Here is a 24,918-nt window from a genome sequence, read left to right on the forward strand (position 1 = left end):
TCGCTCTCCACGAAGTCGGCCGGACGGCCGCTGTGGTTGCCGAAGAACTCCTGGGCCAGCTCAGGGGTCCACCGCTCGCCGGGGTGGAACGGGGAGTCCGCGGGAATCTCCATCTCCGCGTGCATACCGATGTCCACGATCACCCGGCAGGCCCGCATCATCTGCGCGTCCAGATAGCCGAGGCGGCGCTCGGCGTCCGGCAGGAAGCCGAGTTCGTCCATGAGCCGCTCCGCGTACAGCGCCCAGCCCTCGGCATTGGCGCTGACACCGCCGATCGATGCCTGGTAGCGGGAGAGGCTGTCGGCGACATGTGTCCACTGGGCGATCTGCAGGTGATGGCCCGGCACACCCTCGTGGTACCAGGTGGAGACCAGGTCGTACACCGGGAAGCGGGTCTCGCCCATGGTGGGCAGCCAGGTGCGGCCGGGGCGCGAGAAGTCCTCGGACGGGCCCGTGTAATACGGGGCCGCGGCGCCGCCGGGCGGCGCGATGCGGGACTCCACCTTCCTTACCCGTTCGGCGAGTTCGAAGTGCGTGCCGTCGAGGGCTTCGATCGCCTCGTCCATCAGACTCTGCAGCCAGGCCTGGACCTCATCGACCCCTTCGATGTGCTTGCCGTGCACATCGAGGTGGGCCAGTGCCTCCCAGGGACCCGCGCCGGGCAGGACCTTCTCGGCCTCGGTCCTCATCTCGGCGAGCAGCCGGTGGTATTCGGACCAGCCGTAGGCGTAGGCCTCGTCGAGGTCCAGGTCGGTGCCGTTGAAGTAGCGCGACCAGCGCGCGTACCGCTCGCGGCCCACCGTGTCCGGCGCACCCTCGACCGCGGGGGCGTACACATCGCGCATCCAGTCGCGCAGCGCCGCGACCGACTCGGTGGCACGGCGGGCGCCGTCGTCCAGATCGGTACGCAGAGACGCCGGGCCGGCGGCAGCGAAGTCCTGGAAGAATCCCGTCCCGTCCTCGCCGGACCACTCGTCGAGCTGGTCGATGAAGGTGGCCGTGGCGCGCGGGCCGCCGAGCAGCTTGCGCTCCAGGCCGAGCGCGAGCGACTCGCGGTAGCCCTCCAGGGCGGCGGGCACCGCTCGCAGCCTGTCCACGACCGCCGCCCAGTCCTCGTCGGTCTCGGTCGGCGTCACCGTGAACACCTCACGGATGCTGTGCGCCGGGGAGGAGAGGTTGGAGACCGTGCGCAACCCCTCATCGGCCTCATGGACGGCGAGTTCCGCCGTGAGCCGCTCGCGCAGCAGGCGGCCGCAGCGGCGCTCGGCATCGCTGTCCGCGCCGGGCAGCTGTTCGGCGGCATCGAGCTTCGCCAGGGTGGTGCGGGCGAGCTCGGCAAGAGCTTCCTGCCCCGCGGGGGAGAAATCGGGAAGGCGGCGCGAACTCTCCGCAACACCCAGATAGGTTCCGGCGATCGGGTCGAGTTCGATGAATGCGTCGACGTAGGCGTCGGCGACCTGACGGGGCAGCGCGCTGCTGGGAATGTCTGACATGCGGACATCCTCGTACGGCGGGGGCCTCCGCGTCATCATCATTCGGCCTCAGTGGCCTGTCCCGGCCGATCCTGCGGACGGTGGCAGCAGCGGTCCGCACTCCCACTGCTGGAATATCAGCCGGGTCTCGACCCTCGCCACTTCGCGGCGTGAGGTGAATTCGTCCAGCACGAGGCGTTGCAGATCCGCGGTGTCGGTGACCGCGACATGGACCAGATAGTCGTCGGGCCCGGTCAGATGGAAGAGCGCGCGGGACTCGGGCAGCGTCCTGATGCGTTCGACGAACGGGCCGATGAGCTCTCTGCGGTGCGGACGGACCTGTACGGAGAGCAGCGCCTCCAGGCCGCGGCCCAGTTTCGCCGGGTCCAGACGCAGCTGATGGCCGAGAATGACGCCGGAGCGGCGCAGCCTGGTCACCCGGTCCAGGCAGGTCGACGGTGCGACCCCGACTTCGGCGGCCAGCTCGCGGTAGGTGGTCCGGGCATCGTTCTGCAGCAGTCGCAGAATGTGCAGGTCCACCGGGTCCAGTACGACTGAATCGGCCATCTGCCGAACGTAGCACGGAGCTTTCGCATGAAGCCCCGGCGTTTGTTCAGGGTTATGTCATGGACACCGAATCATCGATGCCGCCCTCGACGACAACCCGCACCAGGGCGCTGGCCACCGAAGCCGTGCATGCGGGCCGCGACGATCTCGCGGCCCTGGGCCTGCATGCCCCGCCGATCGATCTGTCCACCACCTACCCCTCGTACGACTCCAGGGGCGAGGCCGAGCGGATCGACACTTTCGCCGCCACCGGAGCCAGGCTCGAAGGACCGCCTGTCTACGCACGGCTGGACAACCCGACGACGGGCCGCTTCGAGACCGCCCTCGCCCGGCTCGAAGGAACGGAGAGCGCCGTGTCGTTCGCCAGCGGAATGGCGGCGCTCACCGCCGTCCTGCTGGTCCGCGCGAGCATGGGACTGCGCCATGTCGTCGCCGTCCGACCGCTCTACGGCTGCAGCGATCACCTTCTCGGTGCCGGTCTACTGGGCACCGAAGTGACCTGGACCGACCCTGCGGGCATTGCGGAGGCCATCCGTCCGGACACCGGGCTGGTGATGGTGGAGACGCCCGCCAACCCGACGCTCGCCGAGGTCGACATCCGTGCGATCGCGCACTCCTGCGGTTCCGTGCCGCTGCTCGTCGACAACACCTTCGCCACGCCCGTACTCCAGCGCCCCGTCGAGCACGGCGCACGGATCGTGCTGCACAGCGCCACCAAGTACCTCGGCGGGCACGGCGATGTGATGGGCGGGGTCGTCGCCTGCGACGAGGAGTTCGCGGCCCGCCTGCGGCAGGTGCGCTTCGCCACCGGCGGGGTGCTGCACCCGATGGCCGGGTATCTGCTGCTCCGCGGCCTCGCCACGCTTCCGGTCCGGGTGCGGGCGGCTTCCGCCAGCGCCGCCGAACTGTCCCGCAGGCTGACGGCAGATCCGCGTATCGCCCGGGTCCACTACCCGAAGCTTGGCGGGGCGATGGTCTCGTTCGAGGTGTACGGGGATCCGCACCGGGTGATTTCGGCCGTCCGTCTCATCACACCGGCGGTCAGTCTCGGCAGTGTGGACACCCTGATCCAGCATCCGGCCTCCATCAGCCACCGCATTGTGGATGAGGGGGACCGGCAGGCGTCCGGCGTCGGGGACCGGCTGCTGCGGATGTCTGTCGGTCTGGAGGATGTCGAGGATCTGTGGGCCGATCTGTGCCAGGCACTGAGCTCACAGGAGGCGGGCGGCCGCAAGGAGATCGGTTCTCACGGCTTCGGCCGTCAGGGTGTCACCGGCCTGCCTGTTCGTACGGCGGCAGCGAGCGAACCGGAGTCGCTTCCAGCCGTGCGGTGATGACCAGCGTGCCCTCCTCGATCTGGTAGTCAAGCGGCAGGGACAGTGAACGCATGGCCGCGACCATCCCGGTGTTGGACGCCTGGGTGACGGCGTAGACGCTCTCGCAGCCTGCCTCGATGGCGAGCGTCACCAGGCGTCCGAGGAGCTCGGAGCCGATTCCGCGGCGCTGCCATTCGTCCTCGACCAGGAGGGCGACCTCGGTCTCGTCGCCGTCCCAGAGGAGATGTCCGAGGGCGACCAGCCGGCCCGAGGCCGTCTGTACGGTCAGGGTGCGGCCGAAGCGAGGGCTCAGCAGGTGGTCCAGGTAGCGGTCGGCGTCATGGGCCGGGCCGTGGTACCGCAGCCGCAGCGTCTGCTCGGAGCAGCGGTCGTGCATGGCGCGGGCCGCTTCGACGTCGCTGCGGTCCGCGCGGCGCACCGTGATCTCGTTGCCCTCGGGAAGCGTGAGCACCTGCTCGCTGCGCGGCACACGAGGGCCGAGCCGGGCGTCGAGCTCTACCAGGGCGCGGGCCCGGGCGAACTCGGTCGGGGTGAAAGGAAGGTAGGGCCGCTCGACGGTGATGGCACCGCCGGACGGGTCGCGCAGCCGCATCACCGTCTCCTCCAGCACGCCCTCGACGGGCGCGGTCTCACCGGTTGCGCGGCCGGTGATCGAGACGGCGGGCAGCGAGTGGATGGTGCAGCGGCCGAGCAGCTGACGCAGGGCGAGGGGGAGTTCGGCGGCGTCCAGGGCTGTGCGTGTGGCGAGGCCCAGGATGCGCGTCGGGGCGTCGACCAGGTCGTGCGCGTCCGCCCGCTCGATCCAGGTGGAACCGCCCCCTGCGGCGGAGATCGCCCGGCTCAGCTGCTGGGCCTGGAGCGGGGCGGGGGCGCGCAGCAGGAACTCGTCGACCGTGCCCTCTGCCAGCGGGTGCGTCTGCAGGGTGAGGATGTCGACCCGGTGCCGGGCCAGCGCGATGCACAGAGCGGCCAGACTGCCCGGGATGTCACGAACGGTGGTACGCATCCGCCACAGCGTCGTCTCCTCCGGGGAACGGGCCGGGCCTGCGGCGGTGGGCATGGTCCCGAGTGCGGTCGCGGCGGCGTCGGTGAGGTGGGACGCGCTGTCGCTCTCGGAGACGAGGCCGGTGCGCGTCGGCGGCGGGGCGTGGCTGTGACGACGTGCCCACCAGGTGTGGAACGCGGCTGTCACGGCCAAGGCCACGGCCGAGGCGATCAGGAGGTACGGTCCGTCCGGCTGGTGTCCGATCAGGTTGGCGATCGCGTCGGCCACCGCGACCGCGGTGAACAGTGCGGCCAGTTCGGTGACGTCCCGCCGCCAGTGGTGGGAGCGGCGGGCAGTCTTGGCGGATGTCACATCAGTCATGCCTTCACTGTGACTGAGCGGTGTTGCCTGACCACGAACGCTCTGTGACTGATGGGTTAAGTGTGGATCTGGTCCCCTATCGTCGGTTTTGGCGGATTAATGTCTTGATCAATTGTGGTTCGCAGTAGTACTGCGGCCCCCTCCGGGCCTGGGCCATGAGACGGCGGCACGGCAGCTGCCGTCCGGGCCCGGACCCCCGAGCGACGGGCCCGGACAAGGGGCCATCGCGCCGGACGGGACCTGCCCGGCTCGGGCCGAACCCATCGGCCCGGACGGGTCGCTGCGGGTTACGCCAGCATGTCCTGGGCGGTCAGGTCAGTACCGAACCATGCTCCCAGGCCGCTTTCAGGCGTGCTGCTTGACGTACCAGCTGCGAGGATCCGCCGCGCGCGGCAGTTTCGGCGAGCCCGGGTATCGGCTCGGTACCTGTCGCACCACAGTGCTCCACGCACTCGGCGGCCACGGAGAGCAGGTCGCTCAGCCCGCGAGGTGCCTTCTTGCGCGCCAGCAGCCGCGGCAGGACGACGGTCAGCACGGAGAGCACCGTTCGGTATGCCCCGGTGGCGGCCGCGGTGCGGGCGGAATCCGCGAGACGACTGGTCTTCACCAGGCTGTGGTCGAGGAGGGTCACCACCTCCTTGCCGAGCAACGCAGCGTCCAGCCGCTGCTGGGCCGTGAGTATCAGCAGGGCGTCCACCGCCGCCAGCCGGTCCTCCGAATGCCGGGCTCCCAGCCCGTATGCCACGGTCAGATGTGTGGCCTCGGAGGCGGGTCCGCCGAGTTCGACGAGTGCGGTGAGCGGCTGGGCCGCGCCCCTCAGCTCATCGGTCGCACACGTCGCGACGGTCGGCAACAGCCATGCGGCCAGGGTCTCGCCGTCCTCGGGCAGCGTGGCGAGCCAGGACTCCGGGTGGTCGCCCCAGTGGTAGCAGGTGCGATGGCGCGGGGTGTGCGGATGACCCAGCCAGTGAAAGGAACGAGGGAACTCCCGCTGGATGACCGGGCGTTCCTTGCTGGCCATCAGGACGCGCCGCGTCCAGTCGGTCGGCTGCCGCATCTCCCAACCATGAGCCAGGGACTGCTCCTTCTCCAGATCGAACCGGAAAACAGGCGCGAGCGGCTCATCGGCCTGCAGCCAGGCGGCCAGCCGGTCACCCTCCGGAGTGCCGAGCAGGGCGGCCGCCGCCGCAGCCTCGTGTTGACCGTTGCGGCGCACGCGCAGCAGGGCTTGAGCGAAATCCGCGTCGCCGGGCCGGATCCCGAGCTGCTGATACGTACGCAGCCGCTCGACCAGCACAGCTGGGTCGAGCGAGCCGGTGTGCCACGTCGGGAAAGCCAGCAGGAACGGTGCGCTGCCGCTCAGCACGGCGTCGGCGGCCTCCCACAGCCGGGCCTTCATCACCCCCTTGAGCGCGGCATGGACGCAAGTCCCGGTGCCGGTCCAGGCGGCACGTCCGTCATGCACGGCCTGCACCGACATCCGTCCGAGCAGTACGGCCACGACGAGCTCGATACCCGCCTCCGAGCGGAGCCGCCGATCGACCTCCGGCAACCGTTCGTCGTGGAGCCACCATTGACCCGCCAGCGCATCACGCAGTGCGTCGGCGAGCGTCGACCGATCGGCGTGGGCATGGCGGACCAGCCCGTCCAGCGCCCGCTCGAAGGCGGTGACATCCCGCGATGCGGATCTCGCCAGGACCACCACCTCCTCGACGAGCTCGGGCAGCGTCGCCGGTGCCGGTTCGACACGTTGCAGGGCCGGAACGGGGGGCAGCAACTCCTCGTACGGTTCCGTCGCCGACCGGTCGTCCAGCAGGTCGCCGAACACCTCGGCCGCAGCCGTGCGGTGCGCCGGTCCCAACAACGATGCAGCCAGGGCAAGTTCTTCCCGAACCGGGTCACCGACGGCGGGCAGGTACCGCGCCACGAGTTTGAGCGCCCGCTCCTGGACGGCGATGTCTTCGTGCCCGAAGGCTTCCGTGACGACGGGCAGCAGTTCGTCGGCCGTCGACGGATCACGGCGCAAGGCCTTGCCGATCAGCACGAGCTGGGCCCGGACCAGCTTCTTCTCGGTGCGGAACAGCATCGAACCCGACACATCCGCCAGTGCCCGCACGGGCAGTTCTCCGCGCTCATCCAGACGACCGAGCACCCCCTGGGCATGGCCGGCCACGGTGGAGATTCCGTCCGCGGCCATTCCCATCCAGTCGGCGACCCGCTCGGCCTCCTCCTGCTCGGTCAGCGCGAGCCGGCGCAACACGGCCAGGGAGAACCGGAGATTGCCGGGCTTTCCGCCGCGCAGCAGCCGGGTCACACAACTGTTGACGAGCATCGACCGCTCCAGCAGGCCCTCGTCCACGAGGCCGGCCAGTGCCTCGGGCCAGTGGCACGGGTTGTCGGCTTCGTCGATCCAGGTCACCTGTGGCGGCAGTTCCGCAACCTCGAAGAGCCGCGGCACCAGAACGGTCAAATGCGGTTCGGCACGGAGGATGTCGCGCAGCGGTTGCGTCCTCTGCCGGCGCCAGGGTGCGGCCGACACTGTCTCGGCCCAGCCCTGCACGAAGCCGTCGGTGGTGGGAACCGGGCATTGAGCGATCTTCACCAGCCCGGAGATGAGCTCGTATGCGGTCTCCGCCGTCGCGGCCCGCCCCGCCAGCCGCTGCGCGACGTCACCGAGCCAGGCGGGGTCACGGTCCGCCAGGACTTCGAGAACCAGCGGGTACGGGGACCGTGCCCAGCCCAGCAGATCCCGGGCGCCGATCCAGGTGGCGCAGCCCGCGGCGCCGGTGTGACAGCCCGCCCCGGCCACCAGCAGGGCCTTCCGGATCTTGTCCTGTTCGCGCCAGTGCCAGCTCCGGGCCTCCTTGCGGAGCACCTTCAACTCCGCCAGCGCCGAACGGCGTTCGGTCTTGTCCAGCCGGGCCAGCAGCGCCGGCACGTCCTGCTTGCGGCCTTCCCGTACCGCGGTGAGCAGCTCCTTCATCGCGCACCTCCGACGACCGGTGCACCGCGACGGACCATCCGGGCGGCCAGCGCGTGCTTGCACGGGCCCCGCCGCCCGCGGTAGTCCGCCCACCACTGGCACGTACAGCTCAGCATCCCGTCTTTCTCCCTCACCTGGTAGCGGTGCTCTCCCGAGGCCACGGCCGCCACGTCCCCGTCGAGCACGACAGCGCCCGAGCCGGCCAGCTGCCGGGCCGCCACCAGCCGCGGATTGTGCCGCTCGGCCCGGTCGGCGTCGTACGGCGGCTCGCGGTGGAAGTAGGCCGTGTCGGCGAGGTCGTAGCCGACCCGGCCGGCTGTCCCCAGCCGGGTGAGCGCGGCCCGTACCCGCTCCACCGTCAGACCCGACTGCTCCGCGAGGTCGGCGGGTTCGATCCGCGGCTCCCAGGCCAGGAGCACGGAGACCAGCTCGGCGTCGGCCGCGGCATCGTCGGTGGCCAGTGCATCGAGCACCCCGCCCTCGCCGGAGAACCCGCGCGAGGCATCGGGCGACAGCGTCAGGGTGAGCCGCATGCCCGGCAGCACCACCTCCCAGGCGCTCGCGGTTGCCGTCCCGTCGGCCACCGGCCCGTACACCCGCAGTGATGTCGCATGACGCAACACCCGCTGCAGCGCAGCCAGCCGCTCGGGGCCCGGCAGACACACTGCCCCCGCCATCGGCCGTGTCGTCGGCCGCAACGTCTTTCCGGCGGGAACCACCCACTGAGCGCCCCGCGAGGCATTCCCCGACGAACGAGGGAGCGAATGCAGGAACCGCACAGCCTCCGCGGCCGACAGCTCGGCCCGCAGATCGAAAGCGGCGGACACCACCTGCGCCTCGGCGAAGCCGCGCAACCACCGGTCGGGCAGGGGCACCTTTTTCTCCACGACGGAGCCGTCCATGGTGGTGACGGCCAACTCGTCCGGGCCCACCCGCATGTGCAACGGATCGTCCCCCGCTATCCGCGAAAGCGCCTCCCGCAGCGGATTGTTCACATCCACATTCGTCGTACCGTGACCCGTCTGCGCACCGTCCAGACCGTCCCGCAGCACATCGAGGCGCGCATACACCCCGCAACAGCCGGAGAACGACTCGAAGCGCAACCGATCGCCGTTGCCCGTCACCACCGGGTCGAGCGAGGCGGCCAGGGTGCGCCGGTAGTAGCGCGCGGATGCCACGTCCGCGACGGCCAGCAGGCCGCGGGCAGCAATCTTCGGCGATGTGAGAAAACCGGAGAAGAACCGGGGGTGGGGCTCGGCGCCCCGCGGCGTGTGACCACCGGCGGTCTCCAGGCCGAGGAGCTGTCCGGCCTGCGAGGACTCCAGAGCGGACGGGCGTGCGTAGGCCAATGCCTGAACGGATCGGGTCATACAAGAACCGTAGAACCCACCACTGACAGTCGGCCCCGACCACTTCCCGGGGCCGACTGCCGGCGTGCCGGTTCACTGCCCGACGCGCCCCGGCTGCAACACCTTGCTGAACAGCACAGAACCGCCCTGCGCCCGCAGCCGCACGGTCAACTCGCCGCTGCCGCCGTCGATGTCGACCTCGCCGAAGAACTGCGGAGACTCCATCGGAGACACGTTCGCGCGGTCGGGCGCCCGCACGAAGACCCGGTCGGGACCGAACGTCGCGTCGAGTGCGTTGGCCGGGAACTGACCGGCCGCCAGCGGTCCGGACACGAACTCCCAGAACGGTGCGAAGTCCTTGAACGCCGCGCGCTCGGGCTCGTAGCGCTGCGCCGACGTGTAGTGCACATCGGCCGTCAGCCAGACCGTGCCGGTGATCCGCCGGTGCTTGATGTACCGGAGCAGTTCCGCGATCTGGAGCTCACGGCCGAGCGGGGCTCCAGGGTCGCCCTGTGCGACCGCTTCGAAGTCCGTCGCACCGTCGGTGACCACCAGCCCGAGCGGCATGTCCGCGGCAATCACCTTCCACACCGCGCGGGACCGCGACAGCTCGTGCTTGAGCCAGCTGAGCTGCTCGGCGCCGAGGATGCCGGTGGTGTCGTCGGGCTGCCGGCCGGGGGAGTTGGCGTTGCGGAAGGACCGCATGTCGAGGACGAACACATCGAGCAGCGGACCGTGCCGCACCACGCGGTGCATCCGGCCCTCGCCCGACGAGGCATGCAGAGTGGACACCGGGAAGTACTCGCGGAACGCCCGCATCGAGCGATCCGCCAGCACATTGACGTTCTTCTCGGTGTAGCGCGAGTCGTCGAGGATCTGCCCGGGATACCAGTTGTTGCGTACCTCGTGGTCGTCCCACTGAACGATCGAAGGCACCTGCGCGTTGAACGCGCGGAGGTTGCGGTCGAGCAGGTTGTAGCGGAAGTTCCCGCGGTACTCGGCAAGGGTCTCGGCGACCTTCGCCTTCTCCTCCGTGGTGACATTGCGCCAGACACGCCCGTCGGGCAGGGGCACGCTCGGCTCGATCACCCCGTCCGCGTAGATGTTGTCGCCGCTGCAGAGAAAGAAGTCCGGGTCGAGGCGGCGCATTTCGTCGTACACCACGTAGCCGCCGATGTCCGGGTTGATGCCCCAGCCCTGGCCCGCGATGTCGCCGGACCACAGGAAACGCACCCCGTCCCGGCGCCGGGCGGGCGCGGTCCGGAAGGTTCCGTACACCGGTTCGCCGGTGCGGCGGGGGTCTTCGGCGTCGCAGAGCGTCACCCGGTAGTGCACCTGCTCACCCGGTGGCAGCCCGTACAGCGGTGTCGTCCCGGTGAAGTCCGTGTCGGAGCCGACCAGCGGACCGTGCCATGTGCGGGCCCGACGGAAGGACTCCGTCGCCGATGTCTCCACGACCACCCTGGCCGGACGGTCCGACCGGACCCAGACCAGCGCGGACGACGCGGTGACATCGCCCACCTGCACCCCCCATGCCGCGCGCGGCCTGCCGGACAGCGCGAAGGCGGGGGCCGCGGCGCCCGCCACGGGGAGCATGAGCGCCGCCGACGCGACGAGTGAACCGCGCAGCACACCGCGGCGGTCGAGGGACGGAATACGCGGACGGTACGACATCGAGGCGCCTCCGGGGGCAGTGGACAGCGGACGAACGGGTGGCTGGTCGACCGACCCCACCCTTGTGCCCGTCGGCGGCGCGCACACCAACCTCAGATGAACACCCGGCCCTCACCGATGTCCGGTCCGTTTCTCGTATCGCTGAGCCGCTGCCAGCAACCGCACACCCTGCGTGATGTCCTGGGGGGCCAGATGCGCGTAGCCGAGAACCAGGCTCACCGTCCGGTCCGTGGAGGGCACGCCGCCGAAGTCGCCCAGTGGCCGCAGGGCCACTCCTGCCGCGGCCGCGCGCGCCATGAACACCGGCTCGGGGCCGTACCGTTCGGGCAGTCGGGCGATGATGTGCAGACCGGCGGCGATCCCGCTCACCTCGGTGCCGGGGAAGTGCTCAGCCAGCGCCGCGGCCAGCGTGTCGCGCCGCTCACGGTAGGTGCGCTGGCAGCGGCGCAGCTGCCGGTCGTAGCCGCCGCGGCTGATGAAGTCGGCAAGGACCGCCTGATCGACGGCCGGATTGCCGAGATCCATCGTGCGTTTGCGGGCGACGATCTCGTCGGTCATCTTCGCCGGTGCGAGCAGCCAGCCCAGCCGCAGTCCGGGGGCCAGCGATTTGCTCACCGAACCGGTGTACGCGACATGCTCCGGGTCGAGACCCTGCAACGCGCCGACAGGCGCGCGGTCATAGCGGAAGTCGCCGTCGTAGTCGTCCTCGACCACCAGCCCGTCCGTGGCGCGTGCCCAGTCCAGAAGCCTGCTGCGACGGGCGGCGGAGTAGACGATTCCGGTGGGGAACTGATGCGCCGGAGTGGTCATGACGGCGCGCACGCCCGAGCGTACGAGGGGCTCGGCAGCCACCCCTTCGTTGTCGAGCGGTAGTCCGGTGGTGGCGATTCCGGCAGCTGCGAACAGTGCGGCGTGCTCGGGGCTCCCGGGATCCTCGACGCCGACGGTACGTATCCCCCGCCCGTGCAGCACAAACCCGAGCAGAGTCGTCGCCTGCGCCACGCCGGAGCACACCACCAGGCGCTCCGGATCGGCGACCACTCCCCGGCGCCTGGTAAGCAGTGCGGCCAGGGCCTCTCGCAATTCGGGCAGCCCACGCGGATCGGGGTAGCCGAGTGCGCTGTGCGGAAGTCGGCCGAGCACCGAGCGGTACGTGGCGGCCCAGGCGCTGCGCGGAAACAGCGAAAGATCGGGCGTGCCGGGCCGGAAATCCGCACGAGCGCCCGGGGCACGAGGAGCTAGATCGCGCGCCCCCGGCGTGGCGGCCCGGACCGCCCCGCTCACCCACGTGCCCGCACCCCGTCCGCTGCGCAGATACCCCTCCGCCGTGAGCTGCTCGTACGCCTCGGTGACCAGTCCCCGCGACACCCGCAGATCGGCGGCGAGGGCACGGCTGGACGGCAGCCGCGTACCCGGAACAAGACGGCCGGCGCGCACGGCCTCCCGCAGTGCCGACTGGAGTGCGCGGCCGCGTCGACGGGCCGGGGCCGCGGCAGCCGGAAGCAGCAACTCCCAGGCAGCGGACACGAACCCCCCGGACTCCACGCCGTCCGATGGCGAATTGGTCCCCGAAGACATCATGAAAGTGGACCTTAAACCGGACCGTCCGGCTGCCTACCGTCGGCTCCATGAACGCCACTTCCCTGCGCGGGGCGCTCCTCGCGGCTGTCGCCTGCATCCTCGTGGGCGCCTCCTTCACCGCCAACAGCGTGCTCGGCGACTACCCGTACGCAGGCGGCCAGGCACTGCGCTACGGCCTGGCCGCGCTGCTGTTCCTGCCGCTGCTGGCTCGCGACGGGCAGCCCCGGCCGACCGCCGCTCTGCGCACCCTCACCCTGCGCGAGTGGGGACGGCTCGCGCTGCTGGCTGCCGTCGGCATGGTCGGCTTCAACCTGGCCGTACTCGGCGCGGAACGATCCGCGGAACCCGCCGTTCCGGGGGTGTTCGTCGGCTGCGCCCCGATCCTCGTCGCCGTTCTCGTACCGCTGCTGGACGGCCGCCGGCCGATGCGCACGGTCCTGTATGCGGCCGCGCTCGTTGCCACCGGGGCCTTCGCCGTTCAGGGGTGGGGCCGTACGGATCCGGCGGGCATCCTCTGTTCGGCCGGCGCGCTGGTGGGCGAGGTCGGCTTCGCCGTCCTCGCCGTACCCGCGCTGCGCCTGCTGGGACCGAAACTGCTGTCAGCCACGGTCTGCGGCGTCGCCACCGCGGAGTCCGTGCTGCTCGGTGTGCTGCTCGACGGCGGAGCCGTTCTGCGGATGCCCACACCTGGCGAGGCCGTGGCGCTGCTCTGGCAGGCGGCCGTGGTCACCGTGGTCGGCTTCGTCTGCTGGTACATGGGCATGCAGCGCATCGGCGCCGAACGCGCCACACTCTTCTCCGGCCTGATCCCGGTCTCCGCCGCGCTCACCGCACCGCTCGTCGGCACCGGTTCGTACGGGATCCCGCAGGCCGGCGGCAGCCTTCTGGTCGGGCTGGGTGTGGTGCTCGGCTCAGGCGTCCTGCCGCGGCGCGGCGCGGCGCGGGGTGCCGACTCAGCGGCTGGTGTCGAGAATGACGCGCGCCACCAGCGCCGGATCATCGTTCATCGGAACATGTCCGCAACCGGGCAGCCGCACCAGCCGGGCACCGGGAATGGCGTGCTTGGCCCTGATTCCCTGGCGACGCAGCAGCAACCGGTCGCGGCTGCCCCAGGCGACGGTGACGGGCAGCCCCGGCACGTCGTCGGTGAACGCGGCACTCCGCCCGACGGCAAGTGTCGGGTGGAAACCGGTCGCCTCGCGCAGGGCGATGGTCTCCGCGACAACGGCACCGGGTGAACGGCGGCCGGGCCGGGCGTAGATGGTGCTGGTCAGCGCCGCCCGTCCGGCCGCGCTGCGCGAGAGCCGTTCGATCAGCGGCACGGGCATCGACAGCGCGCCGCGACGCATCGCCCGCAGCGTCCCGAAGGCATAACGCCGCTCGCTCTCCGTCCAGAAACCGGCGGGCGACAGCGCCGTCACCGACCGCACGAGCTGCTCGCGGCCCAGCTCCAGCGCCAGCAGACCGCCCAGCGAATTGCCTGCCACATGCGGCCGGTCCAGGCCGAGCTCCTCGCAGAACGCACCGAGCACCGGGACCATGCGCGCCAGGTCGTACGGAACACCGTCGGGCAGCGCCGAGGAGGCACCGAAACCGGGAAGATCCACGGCTATCACATCCCGTTCCACGGCCAGGACGGGCAGCACCGGATCCCAGGCCTGACGGTGGTGGCCGATGCCGTGAAGCAGGAGCAACGGCTCCCCGGAACCGGTCCGTTCATACGCCATGGACACGGCCCGAGACCCCTGAGGTGAGTCGACGTTGAACGAGACAGTGGCGGCCATGTGGCGCTCCCGGGGTGATCCGGCATGAACGGGCCATGCCCGAAGGCGACTTGGACGTCTCGTCAACAACAATTACCTCTCGGTAGCTTGTAGTTCAAGAGGCCGGGCGGTCCGTGCTGGACAGTCTGCGAACTCTCGGCTGGGATGGAGGTGTGAAAGCCGACACCGCGACCGATGTCTTCGAGGATCACCGCCCCGTGCTCACCGGGGTCGCCTACCGCATGCTGGGCAGGATCGCCGACGCCGAGGATGTGGTGCAGGAGGCATGGCTGCGCTGGTCGTCCGCATCACGTGAGGAGGTACGGGAGCCGCGCGCCTTTCTTGTGAGGATCACCACCCGTCTCGCCATCGACCGGCTGCGGCAGGTGCAGTCGCGGCGTGAGGCGTACGTCGGACCGTGGCTGCCGGAGCCCCTCGTCACCGATTTCGGGCCGGCCGTGCCCGACACCGCGGAACAGGCGGTTCTCGCCGACTCCGTATCGGTTGCGGTGCTTGTCGTCCTCGAATCGCTGTCGCCGCTGGAGCGGGCCGTCTTCGTCCTGCGCGAGGCGTTCGGCTTCCCGTACGCCGAGATCGCGGCCACCCTGGACCGGACCGAGGCCGCGGTGCGGCAGCTCGCGGGGCGTGCGCGGCACCATGTCGAGGAGCGCAAACCGCGCTACGACGTCGACCCGGCCCAGCGCCGTGATCTCACGGAACGGTTCCTCGCCGCGGCGGCGGGCGGTGACATCGAGGAGCTTCTGGCCCTGCTCGCACCCGATGTGCGCCTCGTCGGCGACAGCGGTGGAAAGTCCAAGGCGCCGCTGCGGGTCATCGAGAGCGCCGACAAGGTCGGCCGCTTCCTCTTCGCCGTGACTCACGAGCAGACCCAGGACCTCGACATCCGGTTCCTGGAGCTCAACGGTGCGCCGGGCCTGCTGGTGCTCTCGGGTGGAAGGCCCGACTCCGTCTTTCAGGTGGACGTCAAGGACGGACTCATTCAGTGCGTATATATCGTGCGCAATCCCGACAAGCTCTCCGGCCTGGCCGGAGAATAACGGGACCCCCCGGCCGCTGGGCGCCCTCCCCGCCGTCGCAAGCTCCTCCGGTTTGGTCAGGTATCCCTCTGCCGTAACTGTCCGAAGCCCCACGGTCTGCCCGGCCGTGGGGCCTTGTGCTGCGGGCGGCTCACGGCATCACGAACGTCCTGTGAACGCTCTGCGGCAGAGGACCGTTTCGCTGCGTGACCGAAGGAGGATTGGTCTTGACCAAGGGTGTGTCCCGTCCTATGGTCTCAACGTTAAGACAGGAACCTTTAATAAATAACGTCGCGGAAAAGCCGCTGGGCGATTGCGGAGGACAGGGTGGGGACCACGCAGCTGGAAACGGTGCAGGAGCCGAAGTACTGGCACCTCAAGACCGTGCTCAGTGAGGCACTCGACTCGGACTTTGCGGTGGGCGAGATCCTGCCCAACGAGCGCGAGCTCGCCGCCCGGTTCGGAGTCGCCCGAGCCACGCTCCGGCAGGCTCTGGAACAGCTCGAACTCGAAGGCAGGCTGCAGCGCCGCCGCGGCGTCGGGACCACCGTCGCCCCGCCGCGCGTCGGGGTCGCCGTCTCCACGGCACAGCGCGACTGGTCCGACGGCGGTGCCGGCGAGGCATGGCAGCCCGTGGACTGCACGACGGCGCTCGCGCCGGCATCCGTGGTGGCCATGCTCGACGTGGACGGCGACGAGCCGGTGCACATCGTCCGCCGAATCCGCGTCACCCACGGTCAGGCGGTCGCGGCGGAACTCCTGTACGTCCCGTCGTCGTCCGTGCCCGAACTCTCCGCGATCGACGCACCGTCCGGTCCCGCCCGAGCCCGCAGCGTCCTGCGCGAACTGCACCGCCTCGGTCTCGACGGCCAGGACCGTTCGGTGGAGCTCGGTTCGGCGCGCGCGGACGACGCCAAGGAGCTCGACCGGCTTCCCGGCGCCCCTGTTCTCGTCGTCACCACCCGGTATCTCGTGGCGGGCGGCACTGCGGCGCTCTCCGTCGCCACCTACCGGGCCGACACCTGCCGACTCACCTTCGGTGACGCGGGCGACCTGGAGATCAGCCATCACGGCCAGGAGCGCCAGGCCTCCTGAGCACGACCGGCTCCGCCGGCCCGCCCTGTCTGCGTACGGCCCGTCGCTCTCAGCGGCGGGCCGTCACCGTTCCCTCCACCGCGAAGAGCTGCTCCTCGACATGGTCGAGAGCCAATCGCAGAGCCCCCGTGGCCACCGCCGCCTCGCCGAGCAGCGACAGCGTGACCCGCGGCGGCCGAAGACAGTAGCGGGCCAGCTCACGGCGGAGCGGATCCAGTACACCATCCAGCCCCGCGGCCCAGCCGCCGATCACCACAAGCTCGGGGTCCAGCGCCAGCACCAGCGCCGCGACATCATGCACCAGGCGTTGGATGAACCGCTCGACCGCCGCCTGCGCCCGGACATCGCCATGCCGTGCCTCTGCGAACACGGCGGCGACCGCAGGCTCGTCCAATGGGTCCAATGGCGTGTCCGTCGTCGACAGAAGCTTCTCCGGTGTCGCCTCGCGACCCAGGAGATGCAGCGCGCCGATCTCCCCCGCCGCACCGCCGAAACCGCGGTGCAGCCGCCCGCCGATCAGCGAACCGGCGCCCGGGCTCAGCCCTGCCAGGACGAACACGATGTCGTCGGACTCGGTGGCTGCACCCTTCCAGTGCTCCGCGACCGCCGCGGCATTGGCGTCGTTCTCCACGAGGACGGGGCAGCGGAAGGAGCGCCTCAGCCGCTCACCCAGCGCCAGGCCGGTCCAGCCCGGCAGGGCGGTGCCCAGCCGTACGGTCCCGTCGGCCTCCACGATGCCCGGGCTGCCGACCCCGACCGCACGGAGACTGCTCCGGGCCACGCCCGTCCGCCGCAGGACATCGGCGACCACAGCCCTGACCTTGTCGAGCCGGTCGTCGGCGCAGGCCGTTTCCGACACCTCGCGTGAGCCCGCCCCGATGATCCGGCCGTCCAGCCCCGACAGCAGTGCGGAGATCCGATGCGGGCCGATCTCGATGCCGAGCAGATGCCCGGCCTCGGCACGGAACCGGAACCGGCGGGCCGGCCGCCCCTGACGTCGGGTCTCACCCCCGTCGGGCAACGACTCCACGACCAGTCCGGCCTCGAAGAGCCCCTCCATGACGCCCTCGACCGTCGGCCGGGACAGACCTGTGATCCGGGTCAGGTCCGTGAGGGTGGGGGAGTCGGCACCCCGGAGGGCGTGCAGCACCACTGCGGAATTGATCCGTCGCAGCAGTGACGGATCCCCACCGGTCAGCCGGCTCACGGTGTGTCCTCCCAGCTCGTGCGCATGTCAGGCGGATGCTACTCGCTGCCCGGGTGCAGGGCGACTGCGGGCCGGAACGGGTATCCGGGACCGGCGACCCTCAGCTCGGAGCGACGAACCCGGACTCGTACGCTGCGATCACCGCTTGCGTACGGTCCCTCGCACCCAACTTGGCCAGTACGGCGCTGACATGGGTCTTCACCGTCTCGACACCGACCACGAGCTTGGCGGCGATCTCCGCGTTCGACAGGCCACGGGCCATCAGCCGGAGGACCGCAGCCTCACGCTCGGTCAGCGACGCCCTGTCCATGGCCGCCCGCGCCTTGCTCGTGCCGTACTCGGCGGCCAGTTGCCGGACGGCCGCCGGGAACAGCAACGACTCGCCCTCTGCGACCAGGCGCACCGCATGCACGATCTCGGCGGGCCGGGCACGCTTGAGGAGAAAACCGTCCGCTCCGGCGCGCAGCGCCTCGTACACGTACTCGTCGTTCTCGAACGTGGTGACCACCAGGATCTTCGGTGGCTCCGGCACGGTCCGCAGCACCACCCGCGTCGCCTCTATGCCATCCATCAGCGGCATCCTGACGTCCATGGCCACCACATCGGGGCGCAGCTGATGCAGCAGCGGGATCACTGCGGCGCCGTCACCCGCCTCGCCCACCACCTCGATATCGGGCTGAGCCTCAAGAACCGCGCGCAGCCCCGCGCGGACGAGGGGTTCGTCATCGACCAGAAGAACGGTAACCGGCATCAGGTCAGCCTAGGCCGTTCAACGGAAGACTTGCATGCACCCTCCATTCGCCGTCGTACGGACCTGCCTTGGCGTTGCCGCCCAGCAGCGCGGCACGCTCGCGGATGCCCCGCAGCCCGCTTCCTCCGCCCGGTGTACCCATCGAACCAGTGAGCGGATTGGTCACCTCCATCTCCAGCCGGCCGTTCGTGACGCTGATCCTCACCCGGACGGGAACCGCCCCGGAGTGACGGAGCACATTGGTGAGGGATTCCTGAAGGATGCGGTACCCCTCGCGGGAGACCGCTCCCGGAACCTGCTCCAGCGGACCGGAGACGTCCGCGTCGATCTCAGCGCCCGAACCACGCGCGGAGTCCAGGAGCCGGTCCGCTTCCGCGAGCGTCGGCCGCTGCCCCACTGGTGTTGCCGATTCGCGCAGAACCCGCAGAACCCGCTCCAGATCGTCGAGCGCGTCCCTTCCGGTCTCCTCGATCGCAGCCAGTGCCCGCTCGGTGAAATCCGGGTCGTTGGCCGCCCGGGCCGCACCTGCCTGCACGACCGCGACCGTCAACGCGTGCCCGATCGAGTCATGCAGTTCCCGTGCGATGCGATTGCGCTCCAGCAACTGCTCGGTGCGCTCCTCCAGAGCAGTAAGCCGCTGCACCGGCGAAGGACCGAGGAGCCGACGGGCGGTCGCAGTGATCAGCTCTCCGCTCGCCGCGACCACGGCAAGCAGCACCAGGATGGGCAGAGGCGCCAACAGGGTGTACCACCAGTGCGGCTCCACTCCGCGGACCAGCCATTCGCCGCTCGGGCCTGCGCCCGCTGCGGTGAGGACGAGGTCAACCGCGGTCGCCAGCAACCACACCGTTGCATACCCCACGGCGACGCAGAGCAGCAGTCGTATCTCCAGCCACAACACGGTTCTCCAGCGATCCGCCCAAGTGGCCGCGGCGCTTGTGGAGATCGCGGCGTGGGGGCTGCCGCGCTCGGCAGGCGTGAGCAGGAGCTGTGCCTGAACGCCCTCGGCCAGCCGCATGGCGGGCAACAATCCCACTGGCACAGCGAAGACCATGGGTGCCCACGGTGTGTCCGGGGAGATGAACAGCCACACGCTGCAGACCGCCCCCGGGATGAGGAGATGCAGCCACCGGCTGTAGGTGGCAGAGGTGGTCAGTGGGCGGAGAAGGCGGAACATGCTGCCATCGTGTCAGCCCGCACTGGCCCGGCGTCTCCCCCGAGCGGGGGAGACGATCCCCACCTCCGGGGGAGGCCAGGCACCGGGCGCGACTGTGAGGCTGAGGACATGACCAGCATCGACGTCCATGAGCTCACAAAGGAATACGGCACGACCCGCGCCGTGGACAGCCTCACGTTCAGCGTGCGACCCGGCCGCGTCACCGGCTTTCTCGGCCCCAACGGTGCCGGGAAGTCCACCACCATGCGACTCGTTCTCGGCCTGGACCGGCCCACCCGGGGCACGGCCACGATCGGCGGGCAACCCTACGCCACACTCGACGATCCGCTGCGCCGGGTGGGCGCCCTGCTCGATGCCCAGGCCGCCCATGGCTCGCGTACCGCGCGGAACCACTTGTTGGCCCTCGCAGTCAGCAACGGCATGGGTGCGCGCAGAGTGGAGGAAGTCCTTGAGGAGGCAGGCCTCAGCGCGGTCGGCGGAACGCGCATCAAGACGTTCTCACTCGGCATGCGGCAGCGACTGGGCATAGCGGCCGCGTTGCTCGGTGACCCGGAGGTCGTGATGCTGGACGAGCCGTCGAACGGGCTGGATCCGGAAGGCATCATCTGGATCCGCGAGCTGATGAAGCGGCTCGCCCGAGAGGGCCGCACGGTCCTGGTCTCCAGCCATCTGATGAACGAGACATCATCGTTCGCCGACCACCTGGTGGTCCTCGGCAGGGGCAGGCTCCTCGCCGACCTGCCGATGCAGGATTTCCTTGACTCCCGCAGCCGGCCCCGGGTGCGGGTGCGCACGACCGAACCCGCTCGGCTGCGTGATGTCCTGATCCGTAAGGGGTATGAGCCTGCGCAGGGTGACGACGGTCGTTGGACCGTCGAGGGCGCAAAGGCCGGGGAGATCGGTGCGATAGCCGCCGCCGAAGGCATTCCCGTTCTTGAACTCATCGACGAGCAGACCACGTTGGAACAGGCCTACCTCGACCTCACCTCCGACGCCATGGAATTCGCGTCCGCGGCGACCTCATCCACCAACCGTCAGGAGGCCTGACCGTGTCGACCACCGCAGTGCTGCGCTCCGAGTGGATCAAGATCAGATCGGTGCGGTCCGTCACCGGATCCCTGATAGCGGTCCTGCTCGTGACGCTTGCCATCACCGTGCTCGCATTCGCCACCGTCGGCCAGGCCGAGGCGGACAACGCGGACGCCGAGCCGCTCTTCGACGCCTTCTACGCATTGAACTTCGGCCAGATCGCAGCCATCAGCTTCGGGGCAACCGCGATCTCTTCCGAGTACCTCAACGGCGCCCTGCGGATATCCCTTGCCGCGGTGCCGAGCCGCAATCTCTTCTACGCGGCGAAGATGGCTCTCGTCGGTGCGCCGGCTCTCGTCGTCGGCCTTGTCACCAGCTTCAGCGCCTTCCTGGTGGGACAGATGTTCATGGGGAAGTACGCGATCGGCCTGGGGGAGCCGGGTGCCCTGCGGGCGGCCTTCGGGGGAGGGATATATCTGGCCCTGATGGCCCTGTTCGCAGCCGGATTGACGGTGCTGCTCCGTAGCGCCGTGGCTGTGCTCAGCCTGCTCATTCCGTTCATCCTCATCGTCTCCTTCGTGATCGGAGACGTCGCCGGTGGCGCGGCACAGTATTTGCCCGACCGGGCAGGGCAGTTGGTGCTCCACCAGAACCCCGAAGGCAGTCTCGGACCATGGAGCGGACTCGCGGTGGCAGCGGCGTGGGCGGCGGCCGCGCTGCTGGCAGGCTGGTGGGCGATCCGGCGAAGGGACGCATAGCCCGCTGCCACGTCCTCAAAGATGGTGCAAGACGGCTGAAAGCCCCTCAAAGCCCATGACGCGGGGCGGCTTGTCAGTGCTGGGCGGTTTACTAGCGGCATGACCACCGCACATCACCTCCGCCTCATCGACGGGATGCGCACCCGGGAATTCCCCGCGGAGCGCATCCGGTCAGGCTCGGGAGTCAGCGGGCCCGGCTATCACACAGCGTCCTTGCACGCGGACATTGATCACTGGGACGACGACGAGGTAGGGCGACTGGAGCACAGGGCCCAGTGCCTCGCAGAGCACGACGCGCTGCTGACGCTGTTCACCGGGCGCTGGGGCGAGCCACAGACGATCAGTCTGTGGAGTGCGCAGGAGCGGATGATGGCCGGTGAGGAGGTTCCGGAGGCGTGGGCCGAGACGATTGCGGGCTGCGAGTACCTCCAGCTCTGGCGGATCGAGGACCGATGGGTTGCCATGGGGCTCTACCTGGAGGAGGAAGGCCCCGGTTGCGAGCTGAGCGTTGTAGTGACGGAGATTGATCCGCCGTGACATGAGCAGGCTGCTGCCCGCTGAGACGGAACGCGGCAGCTGTCCGCTGTCTCCGGCCCGGGTATCCGCCTCCTGCGGACGGGCCGTGTCACCAACCCTCCGCGTCGGCCGGCCCTCCGCACGCCCCGCCACCGCTCGCCGTGATGGGCCGGGCACCAGCAGCCTCCTGCCACGGACACAACGACAATCAAGACGGCCATCGGCGTCGAGCCGCCGTACAGGCGTCGGTGAGTCAGGATCCTTCGGTGGTGCTGATGCCGTCGCATTCGACAGAAGTGCGGAGGCGTCCGTACTCCTGCGCCATCGTCTGAGCGGTCCAATGCGCGTTCAGGCCGCTGGGGTTGGGCAGGGCCCATACTCGGGCGCCGCCGATCGTGTGGTCCTGCGGACCGATCCGGGCGGTTCGCCTGCCGAAGGCGGTGCGGTACGCAGTGACCCCCACGACTGCCAGCCACCGCGGTCGCAGTCGCTCGACCTTGGCTGCCAGGATCTGTCCGCCCTCGCGGAACTCCTCGGTGGACAGCTCGTCCGCCCGTGCGGTGGCCCGGGCGACCACGTTGGTGATGCCCAGGCCGTATCGCAGCAGTTCGGTCTGTTCTGCCGGCTTCAGTTGCCGAGGGGTGAAGCCGGACCGGTGGAGTACTGGCCAGAAGCGGTTGCCGGGGTGGGCGAAGTGGTGGCCCGTTGCCCCTGTCATCAGGCTCGGGTTGATCCCGCAGAACAGCACACGCAGGCCACCCGCGACCACATCGGGAACGGTGCTGTCGCGGGCGGCCTGGAGTTCTTCGGGTGTCATCCGGTTGCGGCGGCGGCCGTCAGAGGATGGAGCCGGGCGTGTAGGCGGCGGCCTCGGGGTGCTGCTTGGCGATCTCCTCGATACGGGAGGTCAGCGCGGTGACCTGGTCGCTCGCCGCTCCCGTGAAGGAAAGCTTGTCGGCCATCAGCGCGTCCAGCTGCGCGCGGTCCAGCGGGATGCGCTCGTCGGCGGCCAGCTTGTCGAGCAGCTCGTTGCGCTCGGCACCCTGCTCACGCATGGCCAGGGCCGAGGCGACCGCGTTCTCCTTGATCGCCTCGTGGGCGACCTCCCGGCCGACACCGGCGCGCACCGCACCCATCAGGACCTTGGTCGTGGCAAGGAACGGGAGGTAGCGGTCCAGCTCGCGGGCGACGACGGCCGGGAACGCCCCGAACTCGTCGAGCACCGTCAGGAAGGTCTCCAGGAGACCGTCGAATGCGAAGAACGCGTCGGGGAGCGCCACGCGGCGGACCACGGAGCAGGACACATCGCCCTCGTTCCACTGGTCGCCGGCCAGCTCGCCGGTCATCGACGCATAGCCGCGCAGGATGACCATCAGGCCGTTGACGCGCTCGCAGGAGCGGGTGTTCATCTTGTGCGGCATCGCGGAGGAGCCGACCTGACCCGGCTTGAAGCCCTCGGTCACCAGCTCGTGCCCGGCCATCAGGCGGATCGTCTTCGCGACCGACGAGGGCGCCGCGGCCAGCTGCACCAGTGCCGTCACCACGTCGTAGTCGAGCGAGCGCGGGTAGACCTGGCCGACCGATGTGAAGGCCTGAGCGAAACCGAGGTGCCCGGCGATGCGCTGTTCCAGCTCGGCGAGCTTCCCGGCGTCGCCGCCCAGCAGGTCGAGCATGTCCTGGGCCGTGCCCACAGGGCCCTTGATGCCCCGCAGCGGGTAGCGGCTCAGCAGATCCTCGAGCCGCCCGTAGGCCACCAGCAGCTCGTCCGCCGCGGTCGCGAAGCGCTTGCCGAGCGTGGTCGCCTGCGCGGCGACATTGTGCGAGCGGCCGGCCATGACCAGCTCGCCGTACTCGCCCGCCAGCTTGCCGAGCCGAGCCAGGACCGCCACCGTGCGGTCGCGCATCAGCTCCAGGGAGAGCCGGATCTGAAGCTGTTCGACGTTCTCGGTGAGGTCACGGGAGGTCATGCCCTTGTGGACCTGCTCATGGCCGGCGAGGGCGTTGAACTCCTCGATGCGGGCCTTGACGTCGTGACGGGTGACCTTCTCGCGCTCGGCGATCGAGGCCAGGTCGACCTGGTCGACGACACGTTCGTAATCGGCGAGGGCGGCGTCCGGCACCTCGATCCCGAGGTCCTTCTGAGCGCGCAGCACCGCCAGCCACAGCTGGCGTTCCAGCTTCACCTTCTGCTCGGGGGACCAGAGGACGGCCAGCTCCGTGGAGGCGTAGCGGCCGGCCAGGACATTGGGGATGCGAGGCTTCGCAGACACAGCAGTCACGTGTCCAGATTCTACTGGCGGTTTGTGCAGGCCAGCGCCGCGGACCGGTTTGTGGGTTGCTACGAGAGAGGAGTCACATCCACCTGGCGCCACGTCGCCACAGGGCCGGGGTCGCGGGCATCCTCGGGGGTGACCCAGAACGCTCTCCCCAGTTCGGCGCTGTACTGGGCGCCCGCCCGTCCGTCTCCGGACGAACGGCCGGTGAGACGGCGGCCGATCCACGGTATGAGGTGCCGGCGGGCGAAGCGGAGGTCGTCGACGCGTCGTATCGCCCATGTCGGAGGTACGGAGGCCGGGAGCGGCGTTTGCCAGTCGTTCTCCGGCGGCAGCCCCAGCGTCTGCCAGACCGCCTCCGCCACCCGGCGGTGGCCGTCGGCCGTCAGATGCAGCCGGTCGACATCCCACAGACGGGGATCGCCCAGGGCCGGTGCTCCGTACAGATCGACGACCGACGCTCCGTGGCGGACAGCCAACTCGTCGACCAGGGAGAACAACTCCTCCATCCGAGGACGGAAACGTTCCATCACCGGGCCGTTGCGACCGGGGCTGCGCATGAGCACAAGCTTCCTGCACGAGGGCGCGAGACGCTCCACGGCCTCTTCGAGCCTTCCGCGGACCATGCCCATGTCGCACTTGGGCCGCAGCGTGTCGTTGAGACCGCCGACGAGCGTGATGACATCCGCCTGCAGGGCGGCGGCCGCATCAACCTGCTCGTCGACGATCTGGGTGATCAACTTGCCCCGTACGGCGAGATTGGCATAGCGAAATCCCGGAGTGCGGACCGCGAGCCGTCCGGCGAGGACGTCTGCCCAGCCCCGGTACGAGCCGTCGGGCAGCAGGTCCGACATGCCCTCGGTGAACGAGTCGCCGACCGCGACGAGACTGGTGTAGGAGGCATTCGTTTCCATGGCGCTGCGATCGTATCGCGGTGGGGGCCGACCCTTTCCGGAAGGCGTCGGCCAGGTACCGGGCGTCGC

General features: G+C 69.9%; 20 protein-coding genes and 1 pseudogene. 7 read left to right on the plus strand and 14 right to left on the minus strand.

Features of this window, described 5'->3' with window-relative positions; all coding sequences use genetic code 11:
• Positions 1 to 1,493 (minus strand): DUF885 domain-containing protein (locus GA0115254_RS01010; RefSeq protein ID WP_093893437.1); only part of this gene is annotated, 1,493 nt, incomplete at its 3' end.
• Between the two features lie 48 nt (positions 1,494 to 1,541).
• Positions 1,542 to 2,039 (minus strand): Lrp/AsnC family transcriptional regulator, encoded by a 498-nt coding sequence (locus GA0115254_RS01015; RefSeq protein WP_093893346.1) that lies wholly within the window; start codon positions 2,037 to 2,039, stop codon positions 1,542 to 1,544.
• A 59-nt stretch (positions 2,040 to 2,098) separates the two neighbouring features.
• Here GA0115254_RS01015 and GA0115254_RS01020 point away from each other — a divergent pair, with 59 nt between their 5' ends.
• A complete protein-coding gene (locus GA0115254_RS01020; protein ID WP_093893347.1) occupies positions 2,099 to 3,373 on the plus strand; it encodes a trans-sulfuration enzyme family protein in 1,275 nt (424 codons plus the stop codon).
• Here GA0115254_RS01020 and GA0115254_RS01025 read toward each other — a convergent pair.
• From GA0115254_RS01025 to GA0115254_RS01045, 5 genes are all read right to left on the minus strand, one after another.
• The gene (locus tag GA0115254_RS01025) at positions 3,309 to 4,742 is read right to left on the minus strand and encodes a GNAT family N-acetyltransferase (RefSeq protein ID WP_176739925.1); all 1,434 of its coding nucleotides are present in this window, start codon (positions 4,740 to 4,742) and stop codon (positions 3,309 to 3,311) included. The two genes, GA0115254_RS01020 and GA0115254_RS01025, sit on opposite strands and share 65 nt — an antisense overlap.
• Before the next feature lie 310 nt (positions 4,743 to 5,052).
• Positions 5,053 to 7,725, minus strand: coding sequence for a DUF7824 domain-containing protein (locus GA0115254_RS01030; protein ID WP_093893348.1), 2,673 nt, complete (start codon positions 7,723 to 7,725; stop codon positions 5,053 to 5,055).
• The gene (locus GA0115254_RS01035; protein WP_093893349.1) at positions 7,722 to 9,095 is read right to left on the minus strand and encodes an SWIM zinc finger family protein; all 1,374 of its coding nucleotides are present in this window, start codon (positions 9,093 to 9,095) and stop codon (positions 7,722 to 7,724) included. Before GA0115254_RS01035 ends, GA0115254_RS01030 begins: the two co-directional genes overlap by 4 nt.
• Positions 9,096 to 9,167: 72 nt before the next feature.
• Positions 9,168 to 10,748, minus strand: a complete 1,581-nt coding sequence (locus GA0115254_RS01040; protein WP_093893350.1) for an alkaline phosphatase D family protein — start codon at positions 10,746 to 10,748, stop codon at positions 9,168 to 9,170.
• A gap of 111 nt (positions 10,749 to 10,859) precedes the next feature.
• Positions 10,860 to 12,329, minus strand: coding sequence for a MocR-like pyridoxine biosynthesis transcription factor PdxR (locus GA0115254_RS01045; protein ID WP_093893351.1), 1,470 nt, complete (start codon positions 12,327 to 12,329; stop codon positions 10,860 to 10,862).
• Between the two features lie 47 nt (positions 12,330 to 12,376).
• Here GA0115254_RS01045 and GA0115254_RS01050 point away from each other — a divergent pair.
• Positions 12,377 to 13,225, plus strand: a pseudogene (locus tag GA0115254_RS01050) (DMT family transporter); the annotation flags it as partial.
• A 57-nt stretch (positions 13,226 to 13,282) separates the two neighbouring features.
• Here the strand turns inward: GA0115254_RS01050 and GA0115254_RS01055 are convergent.
• A complete protein-coding gene (locus tag GA0115254_RS01055; RefSeq protein WP_093893352.1) occupies positions 13,283 to 14,113 on the minus strand; it encodes an alpha/beta fold hydrolase in 831 nt (276 codons plus the stop codon).
• 152 nt (positions 14,114 to 14,265) lie between these two features.
• On the opposite strand from GA0115254_RS01055, the gene GA0115254_RS01060 reads away from it, so the two are divergent.
• Positions 14,266 to 15,150 carry an RNA polymerase sigma-70 factor gene (locus GA0115254_RS01060; RefSeq protein ID WP_093893353.1) on the plus strand — a complete coding sequence of 295 codons (885 nt, stop codon included), beginning with the start codon at positions 14,266 to 14,268 and terminating at the stop codon, positions 15,148 to 15,150.
• A 306-nt stretch (positions 15,151 to 15,456) separates the two neighbouring features.
• Entirely contained in the window at positions 15,457 to 16,224 is a 768-nt protein-coding gene (locus GA0115254_RS01065; protein WP_093893354.1) for a GntR family transcriptional regulator, read from the plus strand.
• A 49-nt stretch (positions 16,225 to 16,273) separates the two neighbouring features.
• On the opposite strand, the gene GA0115254_RS01070 is transcribed toward GA0115254_RS01065, so the two are convergent.
• The 3 genes from GA0115254_RS01070 to GA0115254_RS01080 all read right to left on the minus strand — a co-directional run bounded on the left by GA0115254_RS01070 (position 16,274) and on the right by GA0115254_RS01080 (position 19,359).
• Positions 16,274 to 17,431 carry an ROK family protein gene (locus tag GA0115254_RS01070; RefSeq protein ID WP_093893355.1) on the minus strand — a complete coding sequence of 386 codons (1,158 nt, stop codon included), beginning with the start codon at positions 17,429 to 17,431 and terminating at the stop codon, positions 16,274 to 16,276.
• A 100-nt stretch (positions 17,432 to 17,531) separates the two neighbouring features.
• A complete protein-coding gene (locus GA0115254_RS01075) occupies positions 17,532 to 18,182 on the minus strand; it encodes a response regulator (RefSeq protein WP_093893356.1) in 651 nt (216 codons plus the stop codon).
• A gap of 4 nt (positions 18,183 to 18,186) precedes the next feature.
• Positions 18,187 to 19,359, minus strand: a complete 1,173-nt coding sequence (locus tag GA0115254_RS01080; protein ID WP_093893357.1) for a sensor histidine kinase — start codon at positions 19,357 to 19,359, stop codon at positions 18,187 to 18,189.
• Between the two features lie 108 nt (positions 19,360 to 19,467).
• Here GA0115254_RS01080 and GA0115254_RS01085 point away from each other — a divergent pair, with 108 nt between their 5' ends.
• The 3 genes from GA0115254_RS01085 (at position 19,468) to GA0115254_RS01095 (ending at position 21,683) form a co-directional block, all read left to right on the plus strand.
• Positions 19,468 to 20,406 (plus strand): ABC transporter ATP-binding protein, encoded by a 939-nt coding sequence (locus tag GA0115254_RS01085; RefSeq protein ID WP_093893358.1) that lies wholly within the window; start codon positions 19,468 to 19,470, stop codon positions 20,404 to 20,406.
• Positions 20,403 to 21,146, plus strand: coding sequence for an ABC transporter permease (locus tag GA0115254_RS01090; RefSeq protein WP_093893359.1), 744 nt, complete (start codon positions 20,403 to 20,405; stop codon positions 21,144 to 21,146). Before GA0115254_RS01085 ends, GA0115254_RS01090 begins: the two co-directional genes overlap by 4 nt.
• 99 nt (positions 21,147 to 21,245) lie before the next feature.
• Positions 21,246 to 21,683, plus strand: coding sequence for a hypothetical protein (locus GA0115254_RS01095; RefSeq protein WP_093893360.1), 438 nt, complete (start codon positions 21,246 to 21,248; stop codon positions 21,681 to 21,683).
• 232 nt (positions 21,684 to 21,915) lie between these two features.
• On the opposite strand, the gene mug is transcribed toward GA0115254_RS01095, so the two are convergent.
• Genes mug through GA0115254_RS01110 form a run of 3 tightly spaced genes read right to left on the minus strand, consistent with a single transcriptional unit; the run spans position 21,916 to position 24,849 of the window.
• The gene (gene mug, locus GA0115254_RS01100; protein ID WP_093893361.1) at positions 21,916 to 22,479 is read right to left on the minus strand and encodes a G/U mismatch-specific DNA glycosylase; all 564 of its coding nucleotides are present in this window, start codon (positions 22,477 to 22,479) and stop codon (positions 21,916 to 21,918) included.
• 19 nt (positions 22,480 to 22,498) lie between these two features.
• Positions 22,499 to 23,941, minus strand: coding sequence for an adenylosuccinate lyase (gene purB / locus GA0115254_RS01105; protein ID WP_176739926.1), 1,443 nt, complete (start codon positions 23,939 to 23,941; stop codon positions 22,499 to 22,501).
• Between the two features lie 59 nt (positions 23,942 to 24,000).
• On the minus strand, positions 24,001 to 24,849 hold the full coding sequence (locus GA0115254_RS01110) for an SGNH/GDSL hydrolase family protein (protein ID WP_093893363.1): 849 nt from the start codon (positions 24,847 to 24,849) through the stop codon (positions 24,001 to 24,003).
• Positions 24,850 to 24,918: the final 69 nt, after the last annotated feature.

This window comes from Streptomyces sp. Ncost-T10-10d (assembly GCF_900091955.1).
Classification (GTDB): domain Bacteria; phylum Actinomycetota; class Actinomycetes; order Streptomycetales; family Streptomycetaceae; genus Streptomyces.